At 58.0% G+C, this 24,445-nt stretch carries 22 protein-coding genes; 10 read left to right on the top strand and 12 right to left on the bottom strand.

Annotated features, from left to right (window positions below; genetic code table 11):
• Positions 1–236 precede the first annotated feature (236 nt).
• Positions 237–416, top strand: coding sequence for a hypothetical protein (locus tag PQU98_RS05980; RefSeq protein WP_272743993.1), 180 nt, complete (start codon positions 237–239; stop codon positions 414–416).
• A gap of 71 nt (positions 417–487) precedes the next feature.
• On the opposite strand, the gene PQU98_RS05975 is transcribed toward PQU98_RS05980, so the two are convergent.
• The 4 genes from PQU98_RS05975 to PQU98_RS05960 form a co-directional block, all read right to left on the bottom strand.
• The gene (locus tag PQU98_RS05975) at positions 488–2,575 is read right to left on the bottom strand and encodes a TonB-dependent siderophore receptor (protein WP_272743992.1); all 2,088 of its coding nucleotides are present in this window, start codon (positions 2,573–2,575) and stop codon (positions 488–490) included.
• 127 nt (positions 2,576–2,702) lie between these two features.
• Positions 2,703–4,214: a PepSY-associated TM helix domain-containing protein gene (locus PQU98_RS05970; RefSeq protein ID WP_272743990.1), complete on the bottom strand. Its 1,512-nt coding sequence runs from the start codon at positions 4,212–4,214 to the stop codon at positions 2,703–2,705.
• A 2-nt stretch (positions 4,215–4,216) separates the two neighbouring features.
• Entirely contained in the window at positions 4,217–4,810 is a 594-nt protein-coding gene (locus PQU98_RS05965) for a hypothetical protein (RefSeq protein WP_272743989.1), read from the bottom strand.
• Positions 4,811–4,883: 73 nt separating this feature from the next.
• On the bottom strand, positions 4,884–5,861 hold the full coding sequence (locus PQU98_RS05960) for an alpha/beta hydrolase fold domain-containing protein (protein WP_272743987.1): 978 nt from the start codon (positions 5,859–5,861) through the stop codon (positions 4,884–4,886).
• A gap of 95 nt (positions 5,862–5,956) precedes the next feature.
• Here PQU98_RS05960 and PQU98_RS05955 point away from each other — a divergent pair, with 95 nt between their 5' ends.
• Positions 5,957–6,766 (top strand): AraC family transcriptional regulator, encoded by an 810-nt coding sequence (locus PQU98_RS05955; RefSeq protein WP_272743986.1) that lies wholly within the window; start codon positions 5,957–5,959, stop codon positions 6,764–6,766.
• Positions 6,767–6,774: 8 nt separating this feature from the next.
• Here the strand turns inward: PQU98_RS05955 and PQU98_RS05950 are convergent, their stop codons facing one another.
• The 3 genes from PQU98_RS05950 to PQU98_RS05940 form a co-directional block, all read right to left on the bottom strand.
• Positions 6,775–7,401: an FMN-binding negative transcriptional regulator gene (locus PQU98_RS05950; RefSeq protein ID WP_272743985.1), complete on the bottom strand. Its 627-nt coding sequence runs from the start codon at positions 7,399–7,401 to the stop codon at positions 6,775–6,777.
• Positions 7,398–9,446 carry a S9 family peptidase gene (locus PQU98_RS05945; RefSeq protein ID WP_272743984.1) on the bottom strand — a complete coding sequence of 683 codons (2,049 nt, stop codon included), beginning with the start codon at positions 9,444–9,446 and terminating at the stop codon, positions 7,398–7,400. Before PQU98_RS05945 ends, PQU98_RS05950 begins: the two co-directional genes overlap by 4 nt.
• Positions 9,447–9,571: 125 nt before the next feature.
• Entirely contained in the window at positions 9,572–11,806 is a 2,235-nt protein-coding gene (locus PQU98_RS05940) for a TonB-dependent receptor (protein ID WP_272743983.1), read from the bottom strand.
• Between the two features lie 344 nt (positions 11,807–12,150).
• On the opposite strand from PQU98_RS05940, the gene PQU98_RS05935 reads away from it, so the two are divergent.
• Positions 12,151–13,158 carry a histone deacetylase family protein gene (locus PQU98_RS05935; protein WP_272743982.1) on the top strand — a complete coding sequence of 336 codons (1,008 nt, stop codon included), beginning with the start codon at positions 12,151–12,153 and terminating at the stop codon, positions 13,156–13,158.
• Here the strand turns inward: PQU98_RS05935 and PQU98_RS05930 are convergent.
• The 5 genes from PQU98_RS05930 to ykgO form a co-directional block, all read right to left on the bottom strand.
• Positions 13,155–15,500, bottom strand: coding sequence for a GH36-type glycosyl hydrolase domain-containing protein (locus tag PQU98_RS05930; protein WP_272743981.1), 2,346 nt, complete (start codon positions 15,498–15,500; stop codon positions 13,155–13,157). The two genes, PQU98_RS05935 and PQU98_RS05930, sit on opposite strands and share 4 nt — an antisense overlap.
• On the bottom strand, positions 15,493–16,866 hold the full coding sequence (locus tag PQU98_RS05925; RefSeq protein WP_272743980.1) for an MFS transporter: 1,374 nt from the start codon (positions 16,864–16,866) through the stop codon (positions 15,493–15,495). Before PQU98_RS05925 ends, PQU98_RS05930 begins: the two co-directional genes overlap by 8 nt.
• A gap of 64 nt (positions 16,867–16,930) precedes the next feature.
• A complete protein-coding gene (locus PQU98_RS05920) occupies positions 16,931–17,356 on the bottom strand; it encodes a hypothetical protein (RefSeq protein WP_272743979.1) in 426 nt (141 codons plus the stop codon).
• Positions 17,357–17,432: 76 nt separating this feature from the next.
• Entirely contained in the window at positions 17,433–17,711 is a 279-nt protein-coding gene (gene gapR / locus PQU98_RS05915) for a nucleoid-associated protein GapR (RefSeq protein WP_272743978.1), read from the bottom strand.
• Positions 17,712–17,932: 221 nt separating this feature from the next.
• Positions 17,933–18,058 carry a type B 50S ribosomal protein L36 gene (gene ykgO, locus PQU98_RS05910; protein ID WP_013479043.1) on the bottom strand — a complete coding sequence of 42 codons (126 nt, stop codon included), beginning with the start codon at positions 18,056–18,058 and terminating at the stop codon, positions 17,933–17,935.
• A gap of 292 nt (positions 18,059–18,350) precedes the next feature.
• Here ykgO and PQU98_RS05905 point away from each other — a divergent pair, with 292 nt between their 5' ends.
• From PQU98_RS05905 to PQU98_RS05875, 7 genes are all read left to right on the top strand, one after another.
• On the top strand, positions 18,351–19,682 hold the full coding sequence (locus PQU98_RS05905; RefSeq protein WP_272743977.1) for a lytic murein transglycosylase: 1,332 nt from the start codon (positions 18,351–18,353) through the stop codon (positions 19,680–19,682).
• 92 nt (positions 19,683–19,774) lie between these two features.
• A complete protein-coding gene (gene motA, locus PQU98_RS05900) occupies positions 19,775–20,644 on the top strand; it encodes a flagellar motor stator protein MotA (RefSeq protein ID WP_272743976.1) in 870 nt (289 codons plus the stop codon).
• Positions 20,645–20,966: 322 nt separating this feature from the next.
• Positions 20,967–21,197 carry a hypothetical protein gene (locus tag PQU98_RS05895; protein WP_189488490.1) on the top strand — a complete coding sequence of 77 codons (231 nt, stop codon included), beginning with the start codon at positions 20,967–20,969 and terminating at the stop codon, positions 21,195–21,197.
• A 90-nt stretch (positions 21,198–21,287) separates the two neighbouring features.
• Complete coding sequence (gene mnmC2 / locus PQU98_RS05890) at positions 21,288–23,012, top strand: tRNA (5-methylaminomethyl-2-thiouridine)(34)-methyltransferase MnmC2 (protein WP_272743975.1); 1,725 nt, start codon at positions 21,288–21,290, stop codon at positions 23,010–23,012.
• A gap of 70 nt (positions 23,013–23,082) precedes the next feature.
• Positions 23,083–23,580, top strand: coding sequence for a DUF6491 family protein (locus tag PQU98_RS05885; protein ID WP_272743974.1), 498 nt, complete (start codon positions 23,083–23,085; stop codon positions 23,578–23,580).
• A gap of 12 nt (positions 23,581–23,592) precedes the next feature.
• On the top strand, positions 23,593–24,009 hold the full coding sequence (locus tag PQU98_RS05880) for a DUF6491 family protein (RefSeq protein ID WP_272743973.1): 417 nt from the start codon (positions 23,593–23,595) through the stop codon (positions 24,007–24,009).
• A gap of 12 nt (positions 24,010–24,021) precedes the next feature.
• Positions 24,022–24,438 carry a hypothetical protein gene (locus tag PQU98_RS05875; RefSeq protein WP_272743972.1) on the top strand — a complete coding sequence of 139 codons (417 nt, stop codon included), beginning with the start codon at positions 24,022–24,024 and terminating at the stop codon, positions 24,436–24,438.
• Positions 24,439–24,445 lie beyond the last annotated feature (7 nt).

Below are 24,445 nucleotides of genomic sequence, written 5' to 3'. Positions count from 1 at the left end.
GCCAGCCTTAAAGCGCTTTCGCCAAACTGTGAAGCGGCTTTTTCGGCACTGAGAAGCGGAGATAAGGTTCATCGGGCTGTGAATGTAACTTTTGAGTACGGTTTTAATTGAAAAGGGCACAGGGTTTATAATAAAGATTTGCAACTTATGGTAATTTTATTTACTGTTTCAACTCAATGGGGATTTGGCGCTCATAATATTCCTTGCCTGCGGGCATCAACGCATCAGGAGGCATTATGCAGGATTTAGAACATGGAGCCGAGTGCGGTAGTGTCCCGGCTGATGAACAGGCCGATGTGCTGGTCTACATCGGCGATATGGCCCAATCGTTGGCGCAAATGGCGCAACAGGTTGGTCATCATACCTTAAGTGAGCATCTGTACCACGCGGCGCAAAAGGCGCGCGCTAATTTGTGAATAAAAACCGGCGCAGGCCTGAACCTGCGCCGGTGCTTCATTCAGCCATTTGCTTCAGGCCGGTATTTCACTCAGAACGTGTAATCGAGGGTGACCATCGCGCTGCGAGGCGCGGCGTAGAAGGACTGACCCCAACGCAGACCGCCCCAGTATTTCTCATCAAAGGCGTTTTTGATGTTCAGTGAGGCACGAACCTTGTCGGTGACTTTCACGCTGCCGAACAGGTCAACCACGCTGTAGGCTTCCTGCTTAATGACGGTGGTAAGCGCGGTGGTTTCCGTGTCGCTTTGCCAGCGAAGCGAGCCGCCCAGCTTCAGATCACGGTATTCAGGCAGGCTGTAGGTCGTGGCGATCTTCAGCGACTGGCGTGGCAGGTAAAGACGGGCATCGTTGCCGGCGCTGTCTTCGATCGACAGGTCGGTCCAGCCGCCATTGACGCTCCAGTTTGGCGTGATCTTGCCGGAGACTTCGAACTCATAGCCTTTGACGATGGTGTCAATGCCTTCGTAATAGGAATCCCAGGTGTTTGGGATATAGCCTATGAATTCAGCCAGATCGCTCTGTTCCGATTTGAAGACCGATGCGGTGGCGTACAGGCGGCGTTCAAACCATTCAGACTTGACACCGGCTTCATAGCTTTTGCCTTGGGCCGACGGCAGGCGATTGCGGTTGATATCGACTTCGGCCTGAGGGTTGAAGATGTCGCTGTAGCTGGCATAGAGCGATACATTGGTGTTGAGGTCGTAGACCACGCCGGCATAGGGGCTGACCTTCTTTTCATCGCGGTCCTGCGTGACGCCGTAAGAAACGCCGTCAGTCTTAAGATCAATACTGTTCAAGCCAACGATGCCTTTGAGGCGATCGGTGAAGTTCAGATGGATGGCGGCATAGGCGCGGAACAGTTCGTCCGTGACTTCGGCCGCTTGATATGGCGTGGCGAAGGCGGGCTCTGCCGGGGCGACGATGCGGTTGCCCTGATAGGCCGGATAGGCAAAGGCGGCCGATGCACCGGCCCAGCGGTCGGTGTCGCTCTTGACGGTATTGAAGCCCAGAACGACCTCATGCTCACGGCCGAACAGGGAAACCGAACCGTTGGCCACCACGTCAAACAGGTGCTGCTCCCAGTTCGACGGATAATAACCGGCCGCCGCCGCGACGCCGAGGCCCGTTGTTTTGTCCGGATAGTTATAGGCATAGACCAGCTTGGCTTCGTCGCTCAGGTCCTTGTAGGTATAGACGCCCTTGACCGTCCAGCCGTTATCAAAAGCGTAGGACAGTTCGCCGAACGTGACGGCATTATGCGTATCCCAGTAGGTCCACGATGCTGAGGAGTTGGCCGATACGTCGTAATTGATGGGCGTGCCGTCCGTATAGACCAGAGGCAGGGCGCCCCAGTTGTTGCCGGTGGCCAGGTTATCCTGCTTGGAATGGCCAACCGTGGCATTGAGCTTTTCGGTAATGTCCCAGGTCAGAACGCCGTAAAAGACATTCCGGTTAACACCGTAATAATCGAGATAGGATTCGGTATCGGTATTGGCATAGACAAAGCGGCCACGGACGGTACCGTCGGCATTGAGCGGGCCTGAGACATCACCGGTCAGGCGCATATTATCCCATGTGCCGTAGCTGGCCGACAGGTTGGCGCGGAAATCCTCAGTGGGGCGCTTACGGATATAGTTGATCGTCGCCGACGGGTTGCCGGTGCCGGTCATCATGCCGTTGGCGCCGCGCACCGCTTCGATCCGGTCATAGATGGCCACGTCCAGCGCCCCGGTTTGCAGGCCCCAGTCGAGCGGTTGCCCCACGCCGTCGACCTGAAAATTCACAACATCAAAGCCCCGTGAATTATAATAGGTACGGTCGGTTTCTGAGGCTTCGACATTGATGCCCGGCAGGGTGGCCAGAAGCTGATTGGCTTCGGTCAGAGCGAATTCCTTCATCTGCTGGGCGGAGACGATGGTCACCGACTGCGGTGTTTCGCGCAAGGACAGGTCAAGGCCGGTGGCGCCGGCGGATTCGCGGATGATGCGCTTACCCAGCACGATGACTTCGCGGACTTCGCCCGCGTCGGCTGCATCATCGGCGGCGGCGGGCAGGGAGAAGGTCAGGCTGGACAGGATGAGGACTGAGGCGGTCGCCCGCAGGGAGGATTTGAGCATAGGATTAAGGCCTTTGTTTGAACTGGTCACACACAAAGTCGCCAGTTTATTTTCAATAATGCGTCGCAATGACTCTTGCGGGCGCGGAAGTCAACTTCGATTGAGAATTAATTGCAAATTGATGAGGCTATTGACCTATTTGCAACAGCATCGCCTTACGGGCCGTGAGCCAGCCTCGCGCCGCGGTCAGGGTCAGCCCGACGCCTAACAGGATCAGCACGATATTGACCTGAAGTGCTGCGGCGGTGAACGACATGTGGGTCGCCTGATGGACACCGGCCATCGCCAGCAGGCTCAGACCCAGAGCCAGCCGCATCAGGCGTGACACGTCGGCAATGGGTGTGGTTAGGCGTGCTGTGGCCAATGTGGCCACAGCCATCAACGCCATGCCGCCCCAGAACACCGGAACGGGCGGGACATTAAGTCCCATGCCCAACGCAAAGGTCGCCGCAATCAGGGCGGGTGAGCCATAGATCAGCACGGTCCACAGGCGGTGGATGAGCGGGTGGGGCTTTCCTTTTTCCGCCGATTTGATCAGCCAGATATCGAGGCCAGCCGCGATCATGACTGTCAGGCCAAAGCCCAGAATGACGTAGATCAGCTTAACCGGCCAGCCGCCAAACGATCCGAAATGCAGGTCATAAAGGCTGGCGGCGACCTGACGGCCAGCCGGGCCATCTGACAGGTGGTAGCTGCCCTTGAGGTTACCCTGAGAATCAAACCGCCACGCCTCACCGTAGACCAGACGCTGATTGGGCTTGGTGGTGATTTCGATAAACTCGGTCGGGGTGCCGACCATGCGTATGGCGATAAAGGTTATCGGCTGATCCGGCTGGGCAGCCTTGAGGTTATTGACGGCGTTGATCATGGCGCCGTCCTGAAGCGGTAAGCCTCCGGTGGCGGCGGTCACTTCTTCGGGGGTGCCAAAGATTGGCTCATAGGCTTTGAGGCTGTTGCCATCGTAATAGAGCGCGCCCATCACGAGGGCTACCAGTTGGCCAAGGCCAATCGCGGTACCGGTCAGGGTAATGATCAGCCCGAACGGCAGGGTCCACGCCCCGATGCGGTTATGGATGTCGGCGCGGGTCAGATGGCCCTGACGACGCACCCGGATGGCAAAGGCGTCGCGGAACATCTTGGGGTGAGACAAGGCCCCGCCGATCAGCAGGGCCATCATGCCGACCCCGAACAGGCAGACCACGATCATCCCAAAGGTTTCCGGCAGGTGCAGATAGTAGTGCAGTTCGGTCAGGAAGTGGGTCAGGTCGTGGCTGGCTTCGCCGACATAGCGCCCGTCCTGATCATAGGCGCGGGATTCGTGACCATAGCCCACCGTCAGGCGCGGCATGGCCTGCGACGGGGTGGTGATATAAAGATCCGTGTCCAGCGGCCCGCGGTGATCATCCGCCAGCATAACGGCGCGCATATCGGCGGTGGCGCGGGCAATGGCTTCGGGGCTGGCGACGGAGAATTCGGGCACATTGGGCCGTTCCCAGCGCTCAACCTCAACATAATAGACCCCGGCCCAGCCGGTCATGCAGATCAGGTACAGGATGCCGCACAGGGCAAGGCCCAGAATTTTATGACCGCTCAGCAAACGGCGAACAAACGGGGCGGGGACTTTGGGCCAGACGGACATATTTAAACGCTTCCGTTGAGGATCGGCAGGCTGACGAGGGCAGAGGCGGCGGCGCCTGTGGCGACGATCAGGCCGGTGGCCCGCCACGGACGCTGGGCTGCCACAGCCACAATCAGGGCGACGGCAAATGACATTGTGAAGAAAAACACTGCCCAGGCATAACGGGTGGAGCCATGTCCCGGCATATAGGCCCATGCCAGAAGCCCCATAGCCATGCCGGTAAGGGGGGCGGCAATCAGGCAGGACAGCAGCCGCGCGGTGATGCGCAGGCCTTTACCGGGGGAGGCTGTGGGCTCTGCGGCGTCACGTTCGCGGCGCTCACGGGCCGGTGCGGCGGATTTCCAGCCTCTATAGCCCTGCCAGCCAATAATGATCAGCGGCAGGCTCATGAAAAACAGAAACCCGACCGACAGGCCAAAATCCGGTGTATAGGCCCGCATCCACAAAGCCGCCGATACGAACAGAAACGCCCAGGCCAGCGGCACAGCAAGCCCAAGTGCAAAAGCGGGCAAACCTTCGCCGCGCCATTTGGCATATAGTAAACCAATAGCGGCGGCGATCAGAGCGATAGCAATGAGAGTAAGTAGCAATGTCATTGGCTGGCGATATCAAATTGGCTTTGTAGTGTAAAGTAAAATGCGAGGCATTTGCAGTTTGGTGTGGTTTACCTTAGGCGAAAAGGCGTTGTTTCAACCACTGCGCGCCGTCCTCCAGCGCCTGTGCGGCCAAAGGCGCGATGGACACGGCCTCAAGGAAACTGTGGGATGCGCCGGGATAGACTATGGTGTGCGCGTCCCCACCGGCGGCGTGCATTTTATCGGCCAGTTTCAGGCTCTGGCCGCGCAGGACATCGCACTGCGCCACCGCGAAAAAGGCCGGTGGCAGGCCGGTCATGTCGCCACGCATCGGCACGACCAGCGGGTTCTGGCGCTCATCGTCGCTGTTGAGATAATTGTCCCAGAACACGACCATTTCTTCGGCGGTCAGCATATAGCCGTCACCGCCGTAGCGCTCGATGTCCTCCGGTGCGCACACGTCATCGAAGGCACCGTAATTGAGCAACAGACCTTTGAGCAGATCGCCCTGGCCGCTATCGCGCAGGCTTAAAGCGGCGGCCACCGACATATTGCCGCCGACCGAATCCCCGCCAATAGCTATGCGGTCCGCATCGACACCTAAGACGTGCGCATGGTCGTGTACCCAATGAATGGTCGCTAAAACCTCATTCAGCGCGACTGGAAAGCGGGCGGCGGGGGCGTGGCTGTAGTCTACGCCGATGACCATAAACCCACTGCGGGCGGCATATTCACGCATCAACCGGTCATGGGTGTCGATGGAAAACAGCATCCAGCCGCCGCCGTGGACATAGATCAGAACCGGTTTTGGTTCAGGTGAAGGCCGGGGATCATGCAGACGCACGCGAACCGCACCATAAGGTGTCGGCACCCTGTGTTCCTCGGTGCGGGCCATGACCGGGCCGCCCTTCACCCACGGTTTGCGCACCGCTTCGGCCACGGCGCGGATCTCTGTGGGCGACAGGGTCTCAAACGGCGGATGGCTGCGATAGGCCTCAGACGTAATGGCGATAAAGCGCGCAATATCGGCGTCTAAATCGGCCCCTGCCAAGGTTAAAATCTGCGCCGTCATGTCGTCATACTTTCCGTGCTCTGGTGGTATCTTTTTAATCAACTGTGTCTGGCTTGCTATAGGTGATGGATCGAAAATCGTCTAATTTGGGCCATATGGTAGTTAAGGCGATCCGCAGCACCCACGGCGAAGATTATCAGCACGTCAATCGCCCGATTGCGGTGCTGATCGACGAATATCCGACGGGTTTTGTCGATCCGCCCCATGCCCACGAACGCGCCCAGCTCTTGTACGCGACCGAAGGCGTGATGACGGTGATCACCGATGCGGTCAGCTTCACCATCCCGCCCCAACGTGGGGTGTGGATGCCGGCTGGTGTCCGTCACGAAGCCCATTGTCGTGGTCATGTGTCCTTAAAAACCCTTTATGTCGCCTCTGAAACCGATCCGCGCTTGCCGAGCCGGTGCCAGAGCCTGAAGATTTCCCCGCTTCTGCGGGAACTGATTATCGAAGCCAGCCACCTGCCGATCGAGTATGCCCTGACCGGACGCGACGCGCGGATCATGGAGCTGATCCTGGATGAGATTGCCGAAGCGGTTGAGCATCCGGTGTCGGCGCTCAATGTGCCGATGCCGTCCGATCCGCGTCTGGTGCGCATCTGCCGGGCGATCATGGATGACCCCTCAAGCGAAGATGACCTTGACCACTGGGCCGATGTTGCCTGCATGGGGCGGCGCACCTTTACCCGTGCCTTTCGCCGTGAAACTGGCGTCAGCTTTTCCGAGTGGCGCCAGCAGGTCAGGCTGGCCGAAGCCATCTCCATGCTGTCGCAAGGCAAGTCGGTCACCTCAGTCGCCTATGATGTCGGTTACAACAGCCCGTCGGCCTTTACCGCCATGTTTCAGCGCGCGTTTGGCGCTTCGCCCAGCCAGTATTTTGACCCGAAAGGGCAGCCCAGAAGCTAGGCCAGAAGTTAGACGCGGTCGGGATTGTAGGTGCGCATCTGTTGCGTCAGATCATCCTCTCCTTCCTGTGTCAGGCCGTTCAGAATATCGGTGAAAACGTCGTCGCGCTCATCCTGCCCCAGCTTGAAGGCGGCATTTGATGAGACGATGTCGGCGCGAAACCCGATGATGCCGCGCGCCAGTCGGTGAGCGCGCTCACCCATCTCAGCCATCGACCATGAATTGGGACGGCCGTTCTCCATCGCGGCAATCAGGTCATTGAGATCAGCTTCGATGCCGGCGGCATCCTCGATAAAGCTCAGGTCACATTCAAACGCTGCCGACATGTAGTTCCAGGTCGGGGCCTGAGTGCGGTCGGTCATCCATGACGGCGACACATAGGCGTGCGGGCCCATAAACAGGATCAGGGCCCGCGGGTGGGCCTTGATCCGTTCGACCTGCGGGTTTGATCGGGCAAAGTGTCCGGCAAAGGCGATAAGTTGGCCGTCTGCATTTAAGCGTGGGCGCAAGGGCAGGGGCGTCGCCCCGAAACCGGCACCTGTTGAGACGATCCAGGCAAAGGGGTGAGCTTCGATCAGGCGCATGATATCCGCATCGCTGTGCGGCGCATATTTAGGCGGTTTCGGATCCATCATGCGTCGTACACACTCAGTTGAGCAAAGGCCCACAAGGTCGCCATCTGGGCATAGACATCCAGCAGGCCCGACGCGCTTTGGTGGCCCGCAGTCATATTGACGCGGAACAGGATGGGCTTATCTGAGGTCGTGTGGGCGCGCAGGTTGGCAACCCACTTGGCGGCTTCCCAATAACTGACCCGGTCATCGCGCACACCGGCGGTGGCCAGTACCATCGGATAGGCGGCGTTGCGGACATTCTCATAGGGCGAGATCGAGGCGATATAGTCATAGGCGACCGGATCAGCCAGAGGATCACCCCAGTCCGGCCGGAAGGCGGGCACCAGCGGGTGGGTGTCATCGGACATGGTGTTGAGCATATCGACAAACGGCACCTGCGCGATCACCCCGGCATAGAGATCAGGGCGCAGGTTCATGGCGCCGCCGACCAGCAGCCCGCCCGCTGACAGGCCGTAGGCGACGATCTTACGTTTTCGGGTATATTTCTGTTTGATCAGATACTCGGCGCAGGCGTTGAAATCGGTAAAACTGTTGGCCTTTTTGAAACGCCGTCCATTGAGGAACCAGTTGCGGCCTTTTTCCGAGCCGCCGCGCACATGGGCGATGGCATAGATAAAGCCCTGTTCGACCAGAGCCAGAGCGGGGATGGAAAACTCGGCCTCCGATGACAGGCCGTAGGCGCCGTAGCCATAGAGCAGCAGCGGTGACTGACCGTTCAGCTTGGTGCCTGCCCGCATCAGTACCGTTACGGGCACGGTTTCGCCATCAGGAGCCGGGGCTATCAGGCGGCGCACCTCATAGTTTTCCGGGTCGAAATTGGCGACCGTCTGGCGGGCAATGATGGTTAGGGTGCCGGTGGTCATATCGTAATCGATATGGTGCGGCGGGGTGCGCGGGGACTGATAGATCAGGTGTAGGGTTGCGCTGTCAAAGACCTGATAATCAGCCAGGGTAACATCATAGGCCGGTTCCTCGAAGCCTGCATATGCCGGCTCCCCGTCCTTACTCAAAATCATGATCTCAATCTGCCCCTCACGGCGCTGGCGGATGACCAGATGATCCTTAAACGGGGTGACGCTGAGGATGTGGGTTCCTGCGGCATAAGGCCGGAACGGTTGCCAGTCAGAGGCGGCTTGACCGGGCCGGGCGGTCATCAGCTTGCCATCAATCGCACCGTCCGCATCCGTTGTGACAACCAGCTTGCCGTTCCAGTCGCAGACTTCGTAGTGCAGGCCGGGATTGCGCGCCTGCATCAGTTGCGGCGGTGTGGTCGGCGCGCCTGCGGGGATCAGCCGCCATTCGTCGACATCGGGGCCGGAAATATGAATGAAGTTATAGGCATCTGACGCCATCCGCCCGATCGAGACAAACAGGGCCGGGTCGTTTTCTTCGTACACTAAGGTCTGCTCAAGTGGCCCACGAGTATTGGCGCGGTAAACCTTGGCCGGACGACCATATGGATCGCGCCAGATCCAGAACACCCACTGCGAGTCAGCGGATATGGTTAGGCCCGACCAGCCATAGCCGTCTTCCCAAGACCGGATATCGCCGGTTTTAAGGTCATGAACGCAGATGCGGTGCCGGTCGGAACCTTTCAGGTCTTCGGCCCAGACAAACAGGCTATGGTCGGGGGAGATTTGCGCTTCGATGACGCGGTAATAGCTCTGACCGCGTGACCGCGCCTGTTCATCGAGCAGCACCTGCTCATCGCCGCCGCCTGCGAGTTTGCGGGCGTGCACCAGATGATCTTCGCCGGGGCGAACATAGGTGTAGTAGATATATCCGCCTTTGGGGGGTGACGGGATCGGGTCTGAGGCCGCCGCCATAGCCATCATGTTGACGGCAAAGGTGCCCTGCCACGCCTGGGTCGGGATCATGACCTGATTGGCATAGGCGTTTTCAGCGTTCAGATGGGCTTCAATCTCAGGGTCGAGCGGGCGCTCGCCTTTCAGAAAGGCGCTGTAATTCGGGTCGCGCAGCCAGGCATAGTTGTCGATACGCACCCGCCCAAGCTGCTCAATTCGTTTGGGTCGTATCGCGGGCATGGGCGGTGGCAATGCCCCCACTTGAGCCCAAGCCCCCAAAGGAGCCGACATGAACGCCGCGGCAGACGCTGATACTAAAAACTGTCGCCGGTTCATGTCGGGTATCCTTACGAAATCTAACTAAATCAATACGCCCACGACAGCGAGACGCCAACCGTGCGCGGGCGCACGATACCTTCGCCGATGCCGTTGATTTCGGCGACCGTACGGGTAACGCCGCGCTCATCCGAGATATTGTTGGCAAAGACCGAAACCGTGGTCTTGCCCAAAGTGGCGCGCAGGCGGGCATTGATCAGGTTATAGTCGCCCTGAAGGTTCGGTGTCGCCCCCGGAATGGAGGAGTTCATGTCGCTGTAACCCTCTGAGACATACTGATGGGTCAGCATCAGCACCGGACTATAGCTGCCGCCAAAGCGGTAGGTTGCCGTATTGGCGACCGTCCATTCCGACGACCCGGCCAGACGTGAACCCTTTGGCGCCGTACCGGCCCACAGGATGAACAGGTCTTCGGTCAGGACAGCATCCGTATAGGTGATGGCGGTCGACAGATCGAGGTTGTCGGTCGGCCGGAAGGAGATCGAGGTCTCAATCCCCTGCGATTTGGCCGAGCCGCCATTGGCCGCATAGTTGAAGAAGTCCGGCGTTTGCAGGCGAAGCTGAATGTCCTGCCAATCGACATAGAACAGGGTTGCATCAACCAGCAGCTTATTGCCCAGCCAGTTGGAGCGCATGCCCAGTTCATAATTGACCAGTTCGTCCGACGATGACCCGGACGGGATCGGGAAGGCGCTCAGGCCCGGTGTATTGGGCGTGCCAAACCGGAAACCCTTGGAGACCAGACCGTACATCATCAGGTCGTCAGAGGCCTTATAGGTCAGCGACGCCTTGGGCGAGAAGCCTTCCTCGGTAGTTTTCGATGTCGCGGGCGTGGACGCGGGCGCGCCGTAAACCCCAAAGCCTGCGGAGGTCGGCGTGTCGGATACGGTCGTTTTAAACAGACGACCACCAAAGGTCAGTTTCCATTTTGGCGCGAAGTAGTAGTTGGCTTCCCCGAACAGGGCGGTTTCAGACCCCTTTACGACGCTGTAGAAAGCGTTGAAAATGTCATCATTGGGCGCGATCACCGCCCCGGACCCCGGCCCAAACAGCGGCGAGGCGTTAAACTGCGCGGCGGCTCCGACTGAGCCCAGTTGTTCATAAAGATCCTTGTCCGAGCGGAAGTAGCTGGCCCCGATCAGCCATTCAAATTTATCGCTGGGCGCGGAGGCCAGACGGGTCTCAATCGAGCGGCCCTCTGAGCGGCCACCGCTCTGGATATAGAGCGGATTGGTCAGGTTCAGACCCAGATCGGCATTGTAAATCGCGCGCAGGCCGTCGAAATCGAACTGCCAGTCCTGTGCCTTTTTCTGGTAGGAGGCCAGACCCGTAAAGGTCGCCCAGCCGAGATCATGATCGACGCGAAGACTGTGGATCTGAATGTCGGTATTGACCGGCTCATCAATGGCGGTCGAGCGCTTAAGATCGCCCAGGGCCGGAATCTGATAGGACGAATCCTCGGCATCAATGGTCTGGAACAGGCTCAGCCAGGTTACGGTGGTATCCGTCGTCGGCGTAAAGGTCACGGAGACCCGCCCGCCGGAGGTGGTGATGTCGTTGGAGCCGTCCTTGCCCAGACCGATATTGTCAAGATAGCCCGACTGCTTATCGTAATTGCCGACGATGCGGATCGCCAGCTTATCGTCGATGATCGGGATATTGGTCATGGCCTTAAGGCCGGGGCTTAAGTCGGCATTTTCGGTCTGCGACAGGGTGGCCTCGATAGCGGCATCATAGCCGCTGGTATTGGCGGTATTGACAATATAGTTGACCGCACCACCCAGAGACGCCGCGCCAAACAGGGAGCCTTGCGGGCCGCGCAGCACTTCGACGCGGTTGACGTCAAAGGTGTCGATGTCAGGCACAGCGATGGTCCAGCCGGGCTCAGTCAGCGGCACGTCATTCAGGAAATAGCCGGTGGTGCCTTGCCCCTGGGCGTTGCCGGAGGTGGTGGCAATACCGCGCAAGGTGACGTGGGAGACGCCCGGCAGATATTTGTTAAAGGTCACACCCGGCACGCGGCCGATATAGTCCTCAAGGCTCTGGGCACCGAGGGCTTTAAGTTCATCGGAACCAACCGCGCTGACCGAGCCCGACACAGCCCGCACGCGCTCAGAGCGTTTAGAGGCGGTGACGATCACTTCGACGGTCTCTTCAGCGGTGGTGGTCTCTTGCGCCATCGCGGCGACGGGCATGATGAAAGCGGCGGTAGCCAGTGAAGCACCGGCCAACAGATATGTTTTTAAGTCACTCAGTTTTTTCATGATGTATCCCCTACATGAAGCCCACGGGGGACAGCCCCGCCGGTCTGTAACGCCTTTAAACCCCTATGCGGTGCGACCGCGTCTTAAGAGCGTGTGTGACGACTGTATGACGGCCCTGTGAACCTGACACAGCATGTGGGGCCAATTATTAACGCAAACGGGCCACGGCCAAAGGTCGTGGTTTTCTGTGGCAAAAAGGCGCGTTAATACAGGTAGCATGAGTTTTAACTCATGCTACCTGGCAAGGTCGACTGACCGCCCGAGCTTATGCGAGGAGCCATGCGGCGTTTGAGCTGAAAAGGATAAAGCCACGAATGTGGCACTTTAATTTCAGGGGTTCTTTCATGATCTGCATTCATTCGCCAGCAAGTAAAGGTCAGAACCCGCAAAGCTTTTTCCGGCATGGCAATCTGCGTGACCATCCTGAAACGTCAGAGCGCTACCGCATCCTGCTTGGGGCTGTAAAGGGGCATGAGATCGTTGAGGCCCGCGATCACGGCACAGACCCGATCAAGGCGGTGCATAGCCCCGACTATATAGAGTTCCTGATGACGGCGTGGGGCCGCCGGTCTGAGTTGGCGGGTATTACCGATCAGCTTGTGGCGACCCAGTTTCCGAGGGTTGGCATGAATGCCCGCCCCACCGGATTGCAGGGACAGTTGGGGTTTTATCTGGGCGATACCTCGACCTCGATCCGTGACGATACCTGGTCAGCCATTGCGGGTTCAGCCCATGCGGCGATTGATGCGGCCGATTATGCGCTTAAAGCCGGTAAGGCCTACGCCCTGTGCCGCCCGCCGGGCCACCATGCCTATGCAGGATACGGCAGCGGGTTTTGTTACCTGAATAATGCCGCCATCGCCGCCCAGAGACTGCGCGATGCGGGTGCTAAGGTCGCCGTGCTCGATATCGATGTCCACCACGGCAACGGCACCCAAGGCATATTTTATGGCCGCGATGATGTGCTGACGGTTTCCGTGCACGCCGAAACCTCAGCCTATTTCCCGTTCTATTCCGGCTATGCCAATGAAACCGGTGCCGGTACGGGGGAGGGCTTTAATCTCAATCTGGCGCTTGAGCATGGTCTGGGTGATGACCCTTGGCTGGCCGCGATGGCGCGCGGGCTTGACGCGATCCAAGCCTACGGGGCCACGGCCCTCGTGGTATCGCTGGGGCTTGATGCCTCAGAGCATGACCCGATCGGGGTGCTTAAGGTCACGACCGATGGGTTTAGACGGGCAGGCGCGCTGATTGCTTCTGCCGCGCTTCCGATGGCGATTATTCAGGAAGGCGGCTATATCTGCGACGCCCTGCCACACAATCTGGCGGCGTTTCTGGCGGGAGCCAATTAAAGCGTTACCAAGATCTGGTAGGTATGGCCCGAAGTAATGCCGGTAATCACAGGCACCTCTAATGCCGCGCCATCGCACACCACGCCCTTAGCCTCACCGCGCCGGATGATGACCTCAAAGGTTGCCCCGCGGAACAGGCGTGTCACCGTCACCTCATCCCAATGTGCGGGCAGTTGCGGGTTGAGCCGCAAACCATCCTTAGTCCCGCTCAGGCCCAGCAGGCCATCAATCAGGCTATGATAAACCCAGGCCACCGTGCCGGTGTTGAACAACTGGCTGGAACGGCCTGCGGTGCGCGGATGCTGACGGTAGGCGCCGCGATAATAGTTCGGGATAAACACCGGCATTTGCCCGCGCTGAAGATAGTCGGACTCATCCGGCCCGGTGACCATTTTGCGCAAGAGTTCAAAGCCCTTATCGGCCTGACCGATCTGAAACAGGCTATAGATATAGAAGATGGCGGCATGGTTATAGACCGCGCCGTTTTCGGCCGAGCCCATCCATTTCTGGGTCACCCGCCCGACATCATCGCGCATGGCCGAATAGGGCGGGCCGAGCATCTCAACGCCGTAAGGGGTTTCAAGTTGTTCCGTAACCGCACGCATCATCAATGATTGATTTTCGGGTGTGGCGGCGCCACTCAGAAACGACCATGTCTGCGGGTTGAGATATATCCGGCCTTCCGGGTCAGAAGCTACGCCGAACACCACATCATCGTCGGTTATGCCGCGCGCATACCACTGTCCGTCCCACAGGTGGGTGTTGGCGGCTGTGTTCAGATTATCTACACCGGCGCGCATGGTTGCAGCCGTCGTGCGATCGCCCGCATCGGCGCAGATTTGCGCCCATAACCTCAACGCATAACCGCTGGCCAAAGTCAGCCAGCCGGACACGCCCTTGCCCTTATAGCCGACCATGTTCATCGGATCGCACCAGTCGCCTTGGGCGATGTAGCTCAAACCGCGATGATCGCGTTCTTTGAGCAGCCAGTTCATGGCGGCGGTCATGCGGTCGCGGACCGTCAGGCTCAAACCCGTCACGGCATTGGTCACGACCTGATCGAGCAGGGCATAATCGCCGGTTTCGCGCACATAGGCATCCAGCAGGATCGGCAGCCAGACGCAGTGATCGGTGTGCGGCACCTGATTGATATATTTCAGCTCCGCCCCTTCGACCAGCAGCACGCCGTCGGGCATGGCACCTGTATCATGCTGCTGCGACAGGGCGGTGATTAGCGCAATCCGCGCCGCATCGGGCCGGATATAGACCATGCCGAGTGCGTCCTGAAGGTAGTTGCGCGTCTGCGGATCGGTGGTCAGGCGGTTGACATCGCCGTGGTAATAGACCTGCCGCGCCAACCAATGATTGACGAACTGATCAAAGTGCGCATCCGGCGTTTTGATCTTAACGACCCCGGCACCTGCCGCAATATAGGCCTGATAGTCACGGCGGGCGGTCGCAAAGCCCTCCGCCGACAGATAGCGGGACTTTATTGTGGCGATTTCGGCCTCATCAAAAGCCGGGCCGAACAGAAAACGGTGGGTGGCTGACGCGCCTGCTTCCAGCGCCAGATCGAATGTCATAACGGCGGTCGGCGTCTCATAGATGGCGTCCTCACAGGCCAATTCCTCGCGCAGGGCGTCCGGATTATGCAGGCCACCTTCGCCTTCAAAGGCTTCGCGCCGACATTCCCAGGCGGACGGCGCGTGTTCGCTCAGGAAAAAAGTCTTGTCCTTGAAGTCCTTGTTTTTGAAATAATCCGCGACCTTTTGGTAGGGCGTGACGCAGGTGGCGATGATGCCATTCAGCCCCGCATCAAAGGTCGCGGACTGATTCATCCAGCTCATGTAACCGATGGTGAAAAAAGGATAAAATCCGATTGTCCTCATCCGGTTTGTGAGGTTGGTGACCGTCACTTCCCACAGTTCAACCACATCATCGACGGGCAGGTTAAGGGTGATATCGACCCTGACCCCCAGATGCTCGATCTGCCATGTGATATCATGGGTCGACAGGGTAAATGCGAACTTGTCCGGCACCACGCGCACTGGCTCATAAGGGGCGGAGAAAATCTCACCCGTCTCTTCGTCCTTCAGGTAGAAAAAGCGTCCCGGATGGTGGGCGTAATAGGGCTGCTCCGGCTGCATGAAGGTCTTGGCTTCAAGGTTCGGGGCATAGGCGTACTTGGCCGGCTCCGGCTGCATGAACTGCGACGTGGCAAAGCCGCGCGCATTCATATGCAGCATCATCTTGCGGTTCCACAAAAACCCGGACGCCCGCGGCAGGGCGGTAGGTGAGGTCAGGGTGCAGGTGTGTCCATCATTGATTATCAGGTCAGTCATGTGCGGCCAGTTTACGCTCGGCTAAATCTATTTGAATGGTTTCGAGTTGAGTTTTCGTCAGGCCGTAAAAGCCGGTGACAATGGCGGCAAACAGCGCGATGGCCCCCGGCACCAGGGTCATAAGAATAATAATGCCTGACTGCGACGCGCCGGTCTGGGCCTGATTGGCGACGTAGCCCAGCGCCGAAAACACAAGGCCAATAACAAACGATGCCAATGCGCCGCCCAGCTTTTGAGAGAACGTGGCCGCTGCAAAGGTCATGGCTGTGGCCCGCCTGCCGGTCTTCCACTCGTTATAGTCGGCGGTGTCGGCATACATCGAATAGGCCAGCGGTGATTTGGGTCCCAGCACAAGGCCGATCAGGATTTGCAGGGCAAACATAATCTCAATCTGATCTTTCGGTACGAAATAGAACAGGATGCACAGGACGCCTACGATCGCCATCAGCACCATCAGGATATGTTTCTTATCGAAAAACCGGGTCAGAATCGGCGTGCAGGCCGAACCCACGGCCAAAGCAATGCCGTAAACTGTCAGGAAACTGCCGATCAGATCAGGCCGTTCCACGTAATATTTCATGTAATAGGCCGAGGTCGACATACGCAGCGTGATGGTGATCATGATGATCAGGGCCAGAAAGAACAGCACCACCCACGGCCCGTTCTGGGTCAGGTCTTTGACATCGCGCAGGGGGCTGTTGACCGTCTGACTGATCGGTTCAACCCGCTCACGGGTTTGCCAGAACATGTTCAGGAACAAAAGCGTTGCGACCGCGCCGTAAACGATCATGGCGATCTGCCAGCCGTGGGCTTCGTTGCCCTGACCGAAAAATGCGACCATCTTGGGCGTGCAATAGGTGACGATCGTGCCGCCCAGAAAGCCTCCGATAAACCGGAAACTGATCAGGGTCGAACGATCCTGACCGTCCGCCGTCATCACCCCTGACAGCGCATTATAAGGGATATTGATGACCGTATAGATCAGCATCAGGATCATGTAGGTCGCATAGGCGTAGATGACCTTTCCGCCCTGATCGAGGTCGGGCGTGGTAAAGGTCAGAACCCCTGCGGCGGCCAGCGGCAGGGCGGCCCACAGGATATAGGGCCGGAACTTACCCCATTTGGTTTTGGTGCGGTCGGCAAAGGCCCCGATGACCGGATCGGTCATGGCGGCGATGATTTTGGTCACCAGCAGCATGGTGCCGGCGGTCGCGGCCGGAATACCGAATACGTCGGTATAGAAAATCATTACGAAGGCAGAAATGGTCGTCCAGTAGAAATTGAACCCGACATCGCCGGCGCCGTAGCTGATTTTTTCAAACAGTCCGACTTTTGCGGGCGGGCCCGCGTTCCCCATAGTGTTCATGTACCGCTTCCCTGACGTTTTTATATGTTTAAAGATTTGATAACAGGCAATGTTAGCGCTGTCATTACTCTTCGTTAGGCGTGGCGGGGTCAGGCGGGGCGGGCTGATTTTTAGCGGCTTTGGTTTTGACCTTTTTGCGGATTTCCCGAAGCTTCAGTCCCTGCATAAGCGACAGGGTGCCATCCATCGCGCCCTTATCCGGATCGGCAAAGGCGCGGCCATAGGTTTTGACGCGCATGGCCACGCTGTCGATAAATTCGGCTTCCCATTCAGATAAGTCCACGCCCTGCTCAGCCGCTTCCCGGCGCGCTTTTTCAAGCAGGCGGACGGTCGCTTTTTGCAGCGCTTTTTTCGAGTCGGCGGGGGAGGGCGGTTTGGCCTGTAAGCCAGTCTTTGCCGGCATAGGCGCGTTGGGTTTAAATCCGGCTTTGGCCTTCAGCGGTGATTTTTGACGCAGGCCTTTGGGTGGCGTCTTAGATTTAAACGCCATGCTATCGCTCAATCGTCATGAAAAAAGCCCGCATCGCTTAAAGATGACGGGCTTTTGATCTAAAAATCAAGCCAGATCAGATTTCGCCGATCGCCGACAGGTAGAGATCGAGCAGGGCTTCTTCTTCCTGACGCTTGACCTTGTCCTTTTTGCGCAGGGATACAACCTTGCGCAGGATTTTGACGTCAAAGCCTTCGCCCTTGGCTTCGGCATAGACTTCCTTAAGGTCGCCGGCGATCACGGCCTTGTCTTCTTCAAGGCGCTCGATGCGCTCGATGATCGTGCGCAGGCGCCCTTGGGCAGCGGCATTGATAACGTCGTCCGACGTGATGGAATTGGCGACATCATCGGCCATGACTAAGGTTCCTTTTGATCCTGAAATTCGCGTTAAACATACCGGAGCGATTCGCGGGCCTCAATGCGCAGGGGAATTTGTGATCGGCTTTTGCTGTGGATAACCAAGGTGGTGCCGTCACCGCCCGGCGAGGGACTAAAATATTATGCAAAAAGCGCTTAAAGCCCGGCTTTAAGCGCTTTTAAAATTTGCAAATCAGCCAGAGCCGATCTGACGCGTAATTAGCCTTGCTTGGCCTTGAAACGCGGATCGGTCTTGTTGATGACATAGACGACGCCCTTGCGGCGCACAATCTTGCAGTCCCGGTGGCGGGTTTTCAGAGACTTGAGCGAGCTACGGACTTTCATTGGTCCCAACCTGATTTCTATAAAAGCGTGAACGTAATCTGCCAGACATCCGGCACCCTTAAAGGGCGCGCAAAGATCGCCGACAGCGATGAATGAGGGCGGGTAATTAGGCGAAGTGTCTGATCAAGTCAACGTGATTCACGATGATTTCGCACCACAGGCGTCAAAATAATCGCGCCCGATCCCAAATTTGTGAGTGACAAACCCTATCTGTGCCACAATCCGGGGTTGGAATGTCATAATGATCTGAGATAGATTCAGCAATGACATCAATAATCTGACGGGAGTTTTCATGGTGGGCCGCTATCTGACACTGGCGTTATTTTTGACGGCCTGTTCCTCGGCGACCTCCATTCCGACGCCGATTGATCCGCCAATACCCGCGTCTACGCCATCAAAGCCTGATCCGCTGGTGACAACTCCGGTGACTTCAACCCCATCACCGACTGTGGGTAAGGTCGATTACCCGTCATTCTATCACTGGCGCGACGACTTTATAAATCGGGCGGTGGCCAAGGGCTACGACCGTGCCTTTGTGACGGAAGCCTTAAGCACGACCGCGCCGTCCGAGCGGGTGGTGGCGCTGGACACCAAGCAGCCGGAATTTTCCAAGCCGATCAGCGCCTATGTCAAAGGGGCGGTGACCGCGCCGCGCTTTGAGGCCGCGCGCGCTAAGCTGGCTGCCACGCCCCATGTGCCGGAAATTGAGGCGACCTATGGTGTGCCCGCCGCCCTTTTGGGCGGTATCTGGACGATGGAAAGCGATCTGGGCCGCATTCAGGGTGATTTTGATGTCATCAACGCCTATGCGACCCTGGCCTTTGATGGCCGCAGACGGGCGTGGGCCGAGACGCAGCTTTTGATGGCGCTCGATATTCTCAAAGCCGGTAAGGTTGATCGCACTACGCTTAAAGGTTCATGGGCCGGGGCGATGGGCCAGACCCAGTTCCTGCCGGAAAACTATGTCAAGCTGGGCGTCGATGCCGACAAAGACGGCAAGGTCGATATCTGGAAATCCGATCCGGATGCGCTGGGCTCTGCCGCCAATCTGCTGGCCAAGGCGGGCTGGAAGGCCGGTCAGGCGTGGGCGGTTGAGGTGATTTTACCCGCGGGTTTTGACTATTATCTGTCGGAAACCGAAAGCCAGACGCCGGAGTGGTGGGCCGCAAAGGGCGTTGTGCGGGCGGATGGTGGCACCTGGACTGCGGGTGAAAAGCTGGAAAATGCCACGCTGATCCTGCCGTCAGGGGCGGGCGGTCCGGCCTTTCTGGCCCTGCCCAACCATTTTGTGATCCGCAAATATAATAACTCCACGGCCTATGCACTGGCGGTGGGGTTACTGGGTGACGGCATAGCCGGTAAGCCCACTCTGAAAACCCCGTGGCCGGAGGAGCAGCCCCTGTCGACCGCACAACGGGTTAATACCCAAAAAGCGCTGCTGAAAGAGGGCTTTGATCCCGGTATTGCCGACGGGGTAATAGGTGTCGGTACGCGTAAGGCTCTGCGCGAATGGCAAAGGGCCAATGGCCGCCCCGCCGATGGTTACCTGTCGGCGACGCTGGCCGATGAACTGTCGGCCAAAGTGACCGGCTATACCATTCTGGGCCCGACCTCACCTCAATAATGGTAAAAAAACACGGTTAATCGAAACCGCCCCTTAAGGATTAGCTCTTAACCTGAGCCGAATCGTTGTGTTTCGGCTTGGCTTAGGGTCTCATGTTTCAGATTATTGGTATTGTTGTTCTGTTCGCCACGGTGTTCGGCAGTTACATCTGGTCGGGCGGGTCTATGGCGCCGATCCTGCACTCTCTGGCCTACGAACTGACCGGGATTCTGGGGGCGGCGATCGGCGCGACCCTGATCGCCAATGACCTGCATACCCTCAAAGGTATGGGGGGCGGCATGGGCAAGGTATTCAGCGGGCCTAAGTGGAAGTCATCTGATTATCGCGACCTGTTGTCTTTGTTGTTTCTGCTGACCAAGACCATGAAGTCAAAGGGCGTGATCGCGCTGGAAAGCCATATCGAAAAACCGCATGATTCCACGATCTTCAACCGCTTCCCGAAGATCATGAAGGACCACTTTGCCACCGATTTTATCTGCGACACCCTGCGCATGATGACCATGAACCTCGAAGACCCGCATCAGGTCGAAGATGCTATGGAAAAGCAGCTTGAGAAACACCATCACGAAGCGCTGCATCCGGCCCATGCTCTGCAAAACATGTCTGACGCCCTGCCGGCGCTGGGGATCGTGGTTGCGGTTCTGGGGGTTATCAAGACCATGGGCTCGATCACCGAGCCGCCGGAAGTTCTGGGCGGCATGATCGGCGGCGCGCTGGTCGGTACGTTCCTGGGTGTTATGCTGTCCTACGGTCTGGTCGGGCCGTTTGCGTCGCGCCTGAGCGGAATCGTCGAGGAAGAGGGCGCGTTCTATAAGATCATCCAGTCGGTGCTGGTCGCGCACCTGCATGGCAATGCGGCGCAAATCTCGGTTGAAATCGGCCGCGGCAACGTGCCATCGACCATGCAGCCGAGCTTCCTTGAAATGGAAGAGGCGCTTAACTCAATCCCGGCCGAGGGCTAACTGCGCCGGTTGATGTGAACCTTGACGGCGGGGCTGCCCTGGGGGCATACTCAAATCCGCATTATTTGACACGATGCCGCTTTATTTTAGGCGGTATCGTCGTTTACGGTGTATGCCGTCTGGCTTATATGCGCCATTAACCTTTCATCATATTCGCCTGATTTGAGAAAATAATGGCGGCTTTATGGAATGCGATCACAAATTTGTGAAATACCCTCTTGCGAGACTCAGTCATTTTCGGTATGTCTTGAATCAGGGCCTAGGTAGTGACTCTAAGTTACGTCTCTGGCGCCTCTTAACGTTAAGATAAGGATCTGGATCCATGACCTCCAAAATCGTTCGCTCGGCCCTGGTTGCCGCTGCTGCTGTTGCTGCTCTGTCGATCGCTGCTTGCTCGAAGCCTGCTGAAGCTCCTGTTGAAGAAGCTGCTGCTGAAGCTTCGGAAGCTGCTGAAGTTGCTACCGAAGCTGCTTCGGACGCTGCTGAAGCTGCCTCGGCTGCTGCCGATGCCGCTGCTGCTGCTCCGGCTGCTGAAGCTCCGGCTGCTCACTAATTAATCGGCCCTGAGGGCCATTGATTAGACAAGAATACGAAGGGTCGCCTACTATAGGGGCGGCCCTTTTTCTATTGGTAAACCGTAACCATGCCTGATGCCCGCGATCCTGAGACGCACGACCCGCAGCTTTATTTTGCGGAAGACGGCAATCCGCGCTCGGAGCGGTTCGGCGATATCTATTATTCGTTGCAGGATGGCCTGAGCGAAACCCGCGCGGTGTTCCTGAACGGCTGTCACATGCCGGATATCTGGGCGGATAAGCGCCAGTTTACCGTAGCGGAACTGGGCTTCGGCACGGGGCTGAATATTGCGGCCCTGTTGCAGATGTGGGCGGATAATCGCTCAGAAAACAGCTACCTTCATATTTTCAGTATCGAAGCCTTTTTGATGAGCCGCGAAGACGCCGCGCGTGCCTTGAATTCCTGGCCGGAACTGGCGCCGTTTTCTGAGGCGATCCTGAACCAGTGGCCGAAGTCACGTCAGGGTTTTCACGTTATGGACTTCCCGCAGTGGGGCGCGCGTTTAACACTGGCCCTAAACGATGTGCGTGCGGCGTTGACGCAATGGAACGGTAAGGCTGATGCGTGGTTTCTGGACGGGTTTTCGCCGGCCCTGAACCCCGATATGTGGGCCGAGGACGTGTTGACCCTGATCGGGCAACACTCACGGGCAGGGGCGCGGCTGGCGACCTTTACGGTGGCGGGCGCGGTGCGGCGTGGTCTGATTAACGCCGGTTTTGAGGTCTCCAAACAGCCGGGCTTTGGCAAGAAGCGTGAGCGGCTGGAGGCGGTATTTGCGGGGGAAGCCCTGCCCGATCCCGCTCAAACACCGCGCATACTGGTCATGGGGGCGGGGATTGCCGGCTGTTCGCTGTCCCATGCCCTGACACAGCTTGGGTTTGATCATGATCTGTGCGATCCGGGTGGTCTGGGGGCTCAGGCCTCAGGCAATCGGGCAGCGCTGGTAACGCCGCGGCTTGATGCCGGGGGCGGGGCGGTGGCCCAGCTTTATGCCGATGCCCATGCCTATGCCACAGGCCTTTACCGGCGCTTGAGTCCGCAGGCGATCCTGCACGAAGGGGTCTTGCAGCGCGCCCAAACCGAACGCGACCGGGCGCGGTTTGAAAAGGTCGCGACGCAACCGTGCTTTGCCAGTGATGCTCTGCACCCCCATGACGATGGTCTTTTCATGGCTGAGGCGCTGGCGGTTGAGCCTCTGGCGGTACTTAACGCCCTGACTGCCGGGCGCACGATCCATGCCGTACCGCCCCGCGATATGGCCGACTATGACCATGTGTTTTGGGCGGCGGGCGCAGGTGTATGGGATCAGGCCTTTGCATCTCACCTTGATCTGCGGCCCGTGCGCGGTCAGGTCGAGGTGGCTGCTACCCCGGCTGATATTCCGCCTCAAGCCCAATTTTTACCTCAAGCTTGGGGCGGTTATGCCATTCCGCTGCCGGAGGGTGTGCTGTTCGGGGCCACTCATGATCGCGAAGATCGCGGGGCGGATGTTCGCGATGCTGACCGGATGAAAAACATAGACACCCTGTCGAAAGCCTTGCCGGAACTCGCGGCACAAATGGAAGCTGCGCAATTGACCTCGCGGGCATCGGTGCGGGTGACGACGCGCGATCATTTACCGGCAGCCGGTACTTTGTCACCTGGCGGCCATGTATTGACCGGACTGGGCGGGCGGGCCTTTTGTCTGGCGCCCATACTGGCGCACGATCTGGTGGCGCAGGTGTTTGATTTACCATCACCGCTTATGGCATCGGCGCGACAGCTTGTTCAAATTGAACGTGTTTTGACCTGATACACCCTCCCGTGACATGATTTCGCCGGAATCCGGGCTAACTGTTCGTTTCTGGATGAGGGAGATCATAATGCGTCACCGGAACGGTATAATTACAGCAGTCATGGCATCAGGTCTGGGGCTGGTTCTGGCCGGTTGTGCGGCCAATCCTGAAACTGTGGCGCAAGCGCCCGACCCTTCGGGGCCCGGATCTGCGGGTAAGGCCGCGCAATGTTTCTATGTCGACGATGTGCGCAGTTACTTCACCCCCAATGACGATGTGATGGTGGTTGAAACCTACCGCAAGCAGAACTACGCCCTGACCATCGCGCCAGCCTGTATCGGCCTTGATAATGCCGGCCGGATCGGCCTGAGATCGCGCGGCGGCCTTAGCCGGGTGTGCGGGCCGTTCGATGCCGAAGTGCTTTATGCCGAGTTTGGTGACAATCGCTTGAGGCGCTGCAATATTACCGATGTCCGCGCGGTCACTCAGGCCGAGTCTGATGTGCTGACCGGCGCGGATAAGGCCAAAAAACGCAAGGCTGACAAGAAACTGGCCAAGGAAGCGGCGGCGGCTGAACCCAAATAACCGGAGGATATGATGACCAGAATCGCATCGAAAATAGCTCTCGCGGCCGTGACGTGCGGTATGTTGTCCGCCCCGGTTTTTGCGGCAACGCCGGTCGCGCAAAGCGTTAAACCCGATGAACCCAAACAATGTTATGACCTCGGCAATATGCGCAGCCGAATGGTGATCGAGCCTGACAGCCTGTTGATTGAGGATGCGTTTGGCAAATATGTTTTGCTGAAACTGACCGCGCCGTGCCGTCATATCGATGAACTGGACAAGATTGGCTTTGAGTTCAACGGCTCAACGCAACTGTGCCGCAAAACCGATGTTAAGATCCTGCATTCGCGCAATACCGAAGCGCCTTTGCGGTGCCTGATCGACACTATGACGCCTCTCACCAAGGATGAGGCCAAGGTCTATATGACGCCCAAACCTAAAGAGAAATAACGGAGAAATTTCATGTCCCGCCTTATTCCTGTTGTGGCCGGTTTGCTGGCCGGATCGGCTCTGATTGCGGGCCATGCCGCGCTGGCTCAGACCGAGGGTGCGCCGCAAACTGAAAAACCGGTGCGCCAATGCGTCAGCGGCGGCAATCTGGACACGACCGTGGTCGACGAAGACACTCTGCTGGTCGAAGAACGCGGACGTGGGGCTATGGTCATGAAGGTGTCCGGCTGCCGCCTGAACCATTTCGATCCCCTGTTGTTTGAATATCGCGGTACGACCCAGATTTGTAACCCCATTGATGTTCAGATGTCGGTGATTTACGCGCCGGGCTTCAAATCGGCCTGCTTTGTCGATGAGCTAAAGCCGGTCAGCCTTGAAGAGGCCAAGGCTATCAAGGCCAGCTTGTCTAAGAAAAAGAAATCGAAGTAATCATGGT

This window comes from Asticcacaulis machinosus, assembly GCF_028550435.1.
In the GTDB taxonomy this organism is placed as follows: Bacteria; Pseudomonadota; Alphaproteobacteria; order Caulobacterales; family Caulobacteraceae; genus Asticcacaulis; species Asticcacaulis machinosus.
The sequence above is the reverse complement of the archived record's forward strand: the minus strand, read 5'-3'. Positions and strand labels throughout refer to the sequence as shown.

Coding starts and splice junctions, on each gene's coding strand:
- PQU98_RS05975 (WP_272743992.1), bottom strand. CDS start 2,575: ATGCTCAAATCCTCCCTGCGGGCGACCGCCTCAGTCCTCATCCTGTCC.
- PQU98_RS05930 (WP_272743981.1), bottom strand. CDS start 15,500: ATGACTGACCTGATAATCAATGATGGACACACCTGCACCCTGACCTCA.
- PQU98_RS05885 (WP_272743974.1), top strand. CDS start 23,083: ATGCGTCACCGGAACGGTATAATTACAGCAGTCATGGCATCAGGTCTG.
- PQU98_RS05875 (WP_272743972.1), top strand. CDS start 24,022: ATGTCCCGCCTTATTCCTGTTGTGGCCGGTTTGCTGGCCGGATCGGCT.
- PQU98_RS05940 (WP_272743983.1), bottom strand. CDS start 11,806: ATGAAAAAACTGAGTGACTTAAAAACATATCTGTTGGCCGGTGCTTCA.
- gapR (WP_272743978.1), bottom strand. CDS start 17,711: ATGGCCGATGATGTCGCCAATTCCATCACGTCGGACGACGTTATCAAT.
- PQU98_RS05880 (WP_272743973.1), top strand. CDS start 23,593: ATGACCAGAATCGCATCGAAAATAGCTCTCGCGGCCGTGACGTGCGGT.
- PQU98_RS05950 (WP_272743985.1), bottom strand. CDS start 7,401: ATGATGGATCCGAAACCGCCTAAATATGCGCCGCACAGCGATGCGGAT.
- motA (WP_272743976.1), top strand. CDS start 19,775: ATGTTTCAGATTATTGGTATTGTTGTTCTGTTCGCCACGGTGTTCGGC.
- PQU98_RS05980 (WP_272743993.1), top strand. CDS start 237: ATGCAGGATTTAGAACATGGAGCCGAGTGCGGTAGTGTCCCGGCTGAT.
- PQU98_RS05905 (WP_272743977.1), top strand. CDS start 18,351: ATGGTGGGCCGCTATCTGACACTGGCGTTATTTTTGACGGCCTGTTCC.
- mnmC2 (WP_272743975.1), top strand. CDS start 21,288: ATGCCTGATGCCCGCGATCCTGAGACGCACGACCCGCAGCTTTATTTT.
- PQU98_RS05895 (WP_189488490.1), top strand. CDS start 20,967: ATGACCTCCAAAATCGTTCGCTCGGCCCTGGTTGCCGCTGCTGCTGTT.
- PQU98_RS05960 (WP_272743987.1), bottom strand. CDS start 5,861: ATGACGGCGCAGATTTTAACCTTGGCAGGGGCCGATTTAGACGCCGAT.
- PQU98_RS05935 (WP_272743982.1), top strand. CDS start 12,151: ATGATCTGCATTCATTCGCCAGCAAGTAAAGGTCAGAACCCGCAAAGC.
- PQU98_RS05925 (WP_272743980.1), bottom strand. CDS start 16,866: ATGAACACTATGGGGAACGCGGGCCCGCCCGCAAAAGTCGGACTGTTT.
- PQU98_RS05945 (WP_272743984.1), bottom strand. CDS start 9,446: ATGCCCGCGATACGACCCAAACGAATTGAGCAGCTTGGGCGGGTGCGT.
- PQU98_RS05965 (WP_272743989.1), bottom strand. CDS start 4,810: ATGACATTGCTACTTACTCTCATTGCTATCGCTCTGATCGCCGCCGCT.
- PQU98_RS05970 (WP_272743990.1), bottom strand. CDS start 4,214: ATGTCCGTCTGGCCCAAAGTCCCCGCCCCGTTTGTTCGCCGTTTGCTG.
- PQU98_RS05955 (WP_272743986.1), top strand. CDS start 5,957: ATGGTAGTTAAGGCGATCCGCAGCACCCACGGCGAAGATTATCAGCAC.
- ykgO (WP_013479043.1), bottom strand. CDS start 18,058: ATGAAAGTCCGTAGCTCGCTCAAGTCTCTGAAAACCCGCCACCGGGAC.
- PQU98_RS05920 (WP_272743979.1), bottom strand. CDS start 17,356: ATGGCGTTTAAATCTAAGACGCCACCCAAAGGCCTGCGTCAAAAATCA.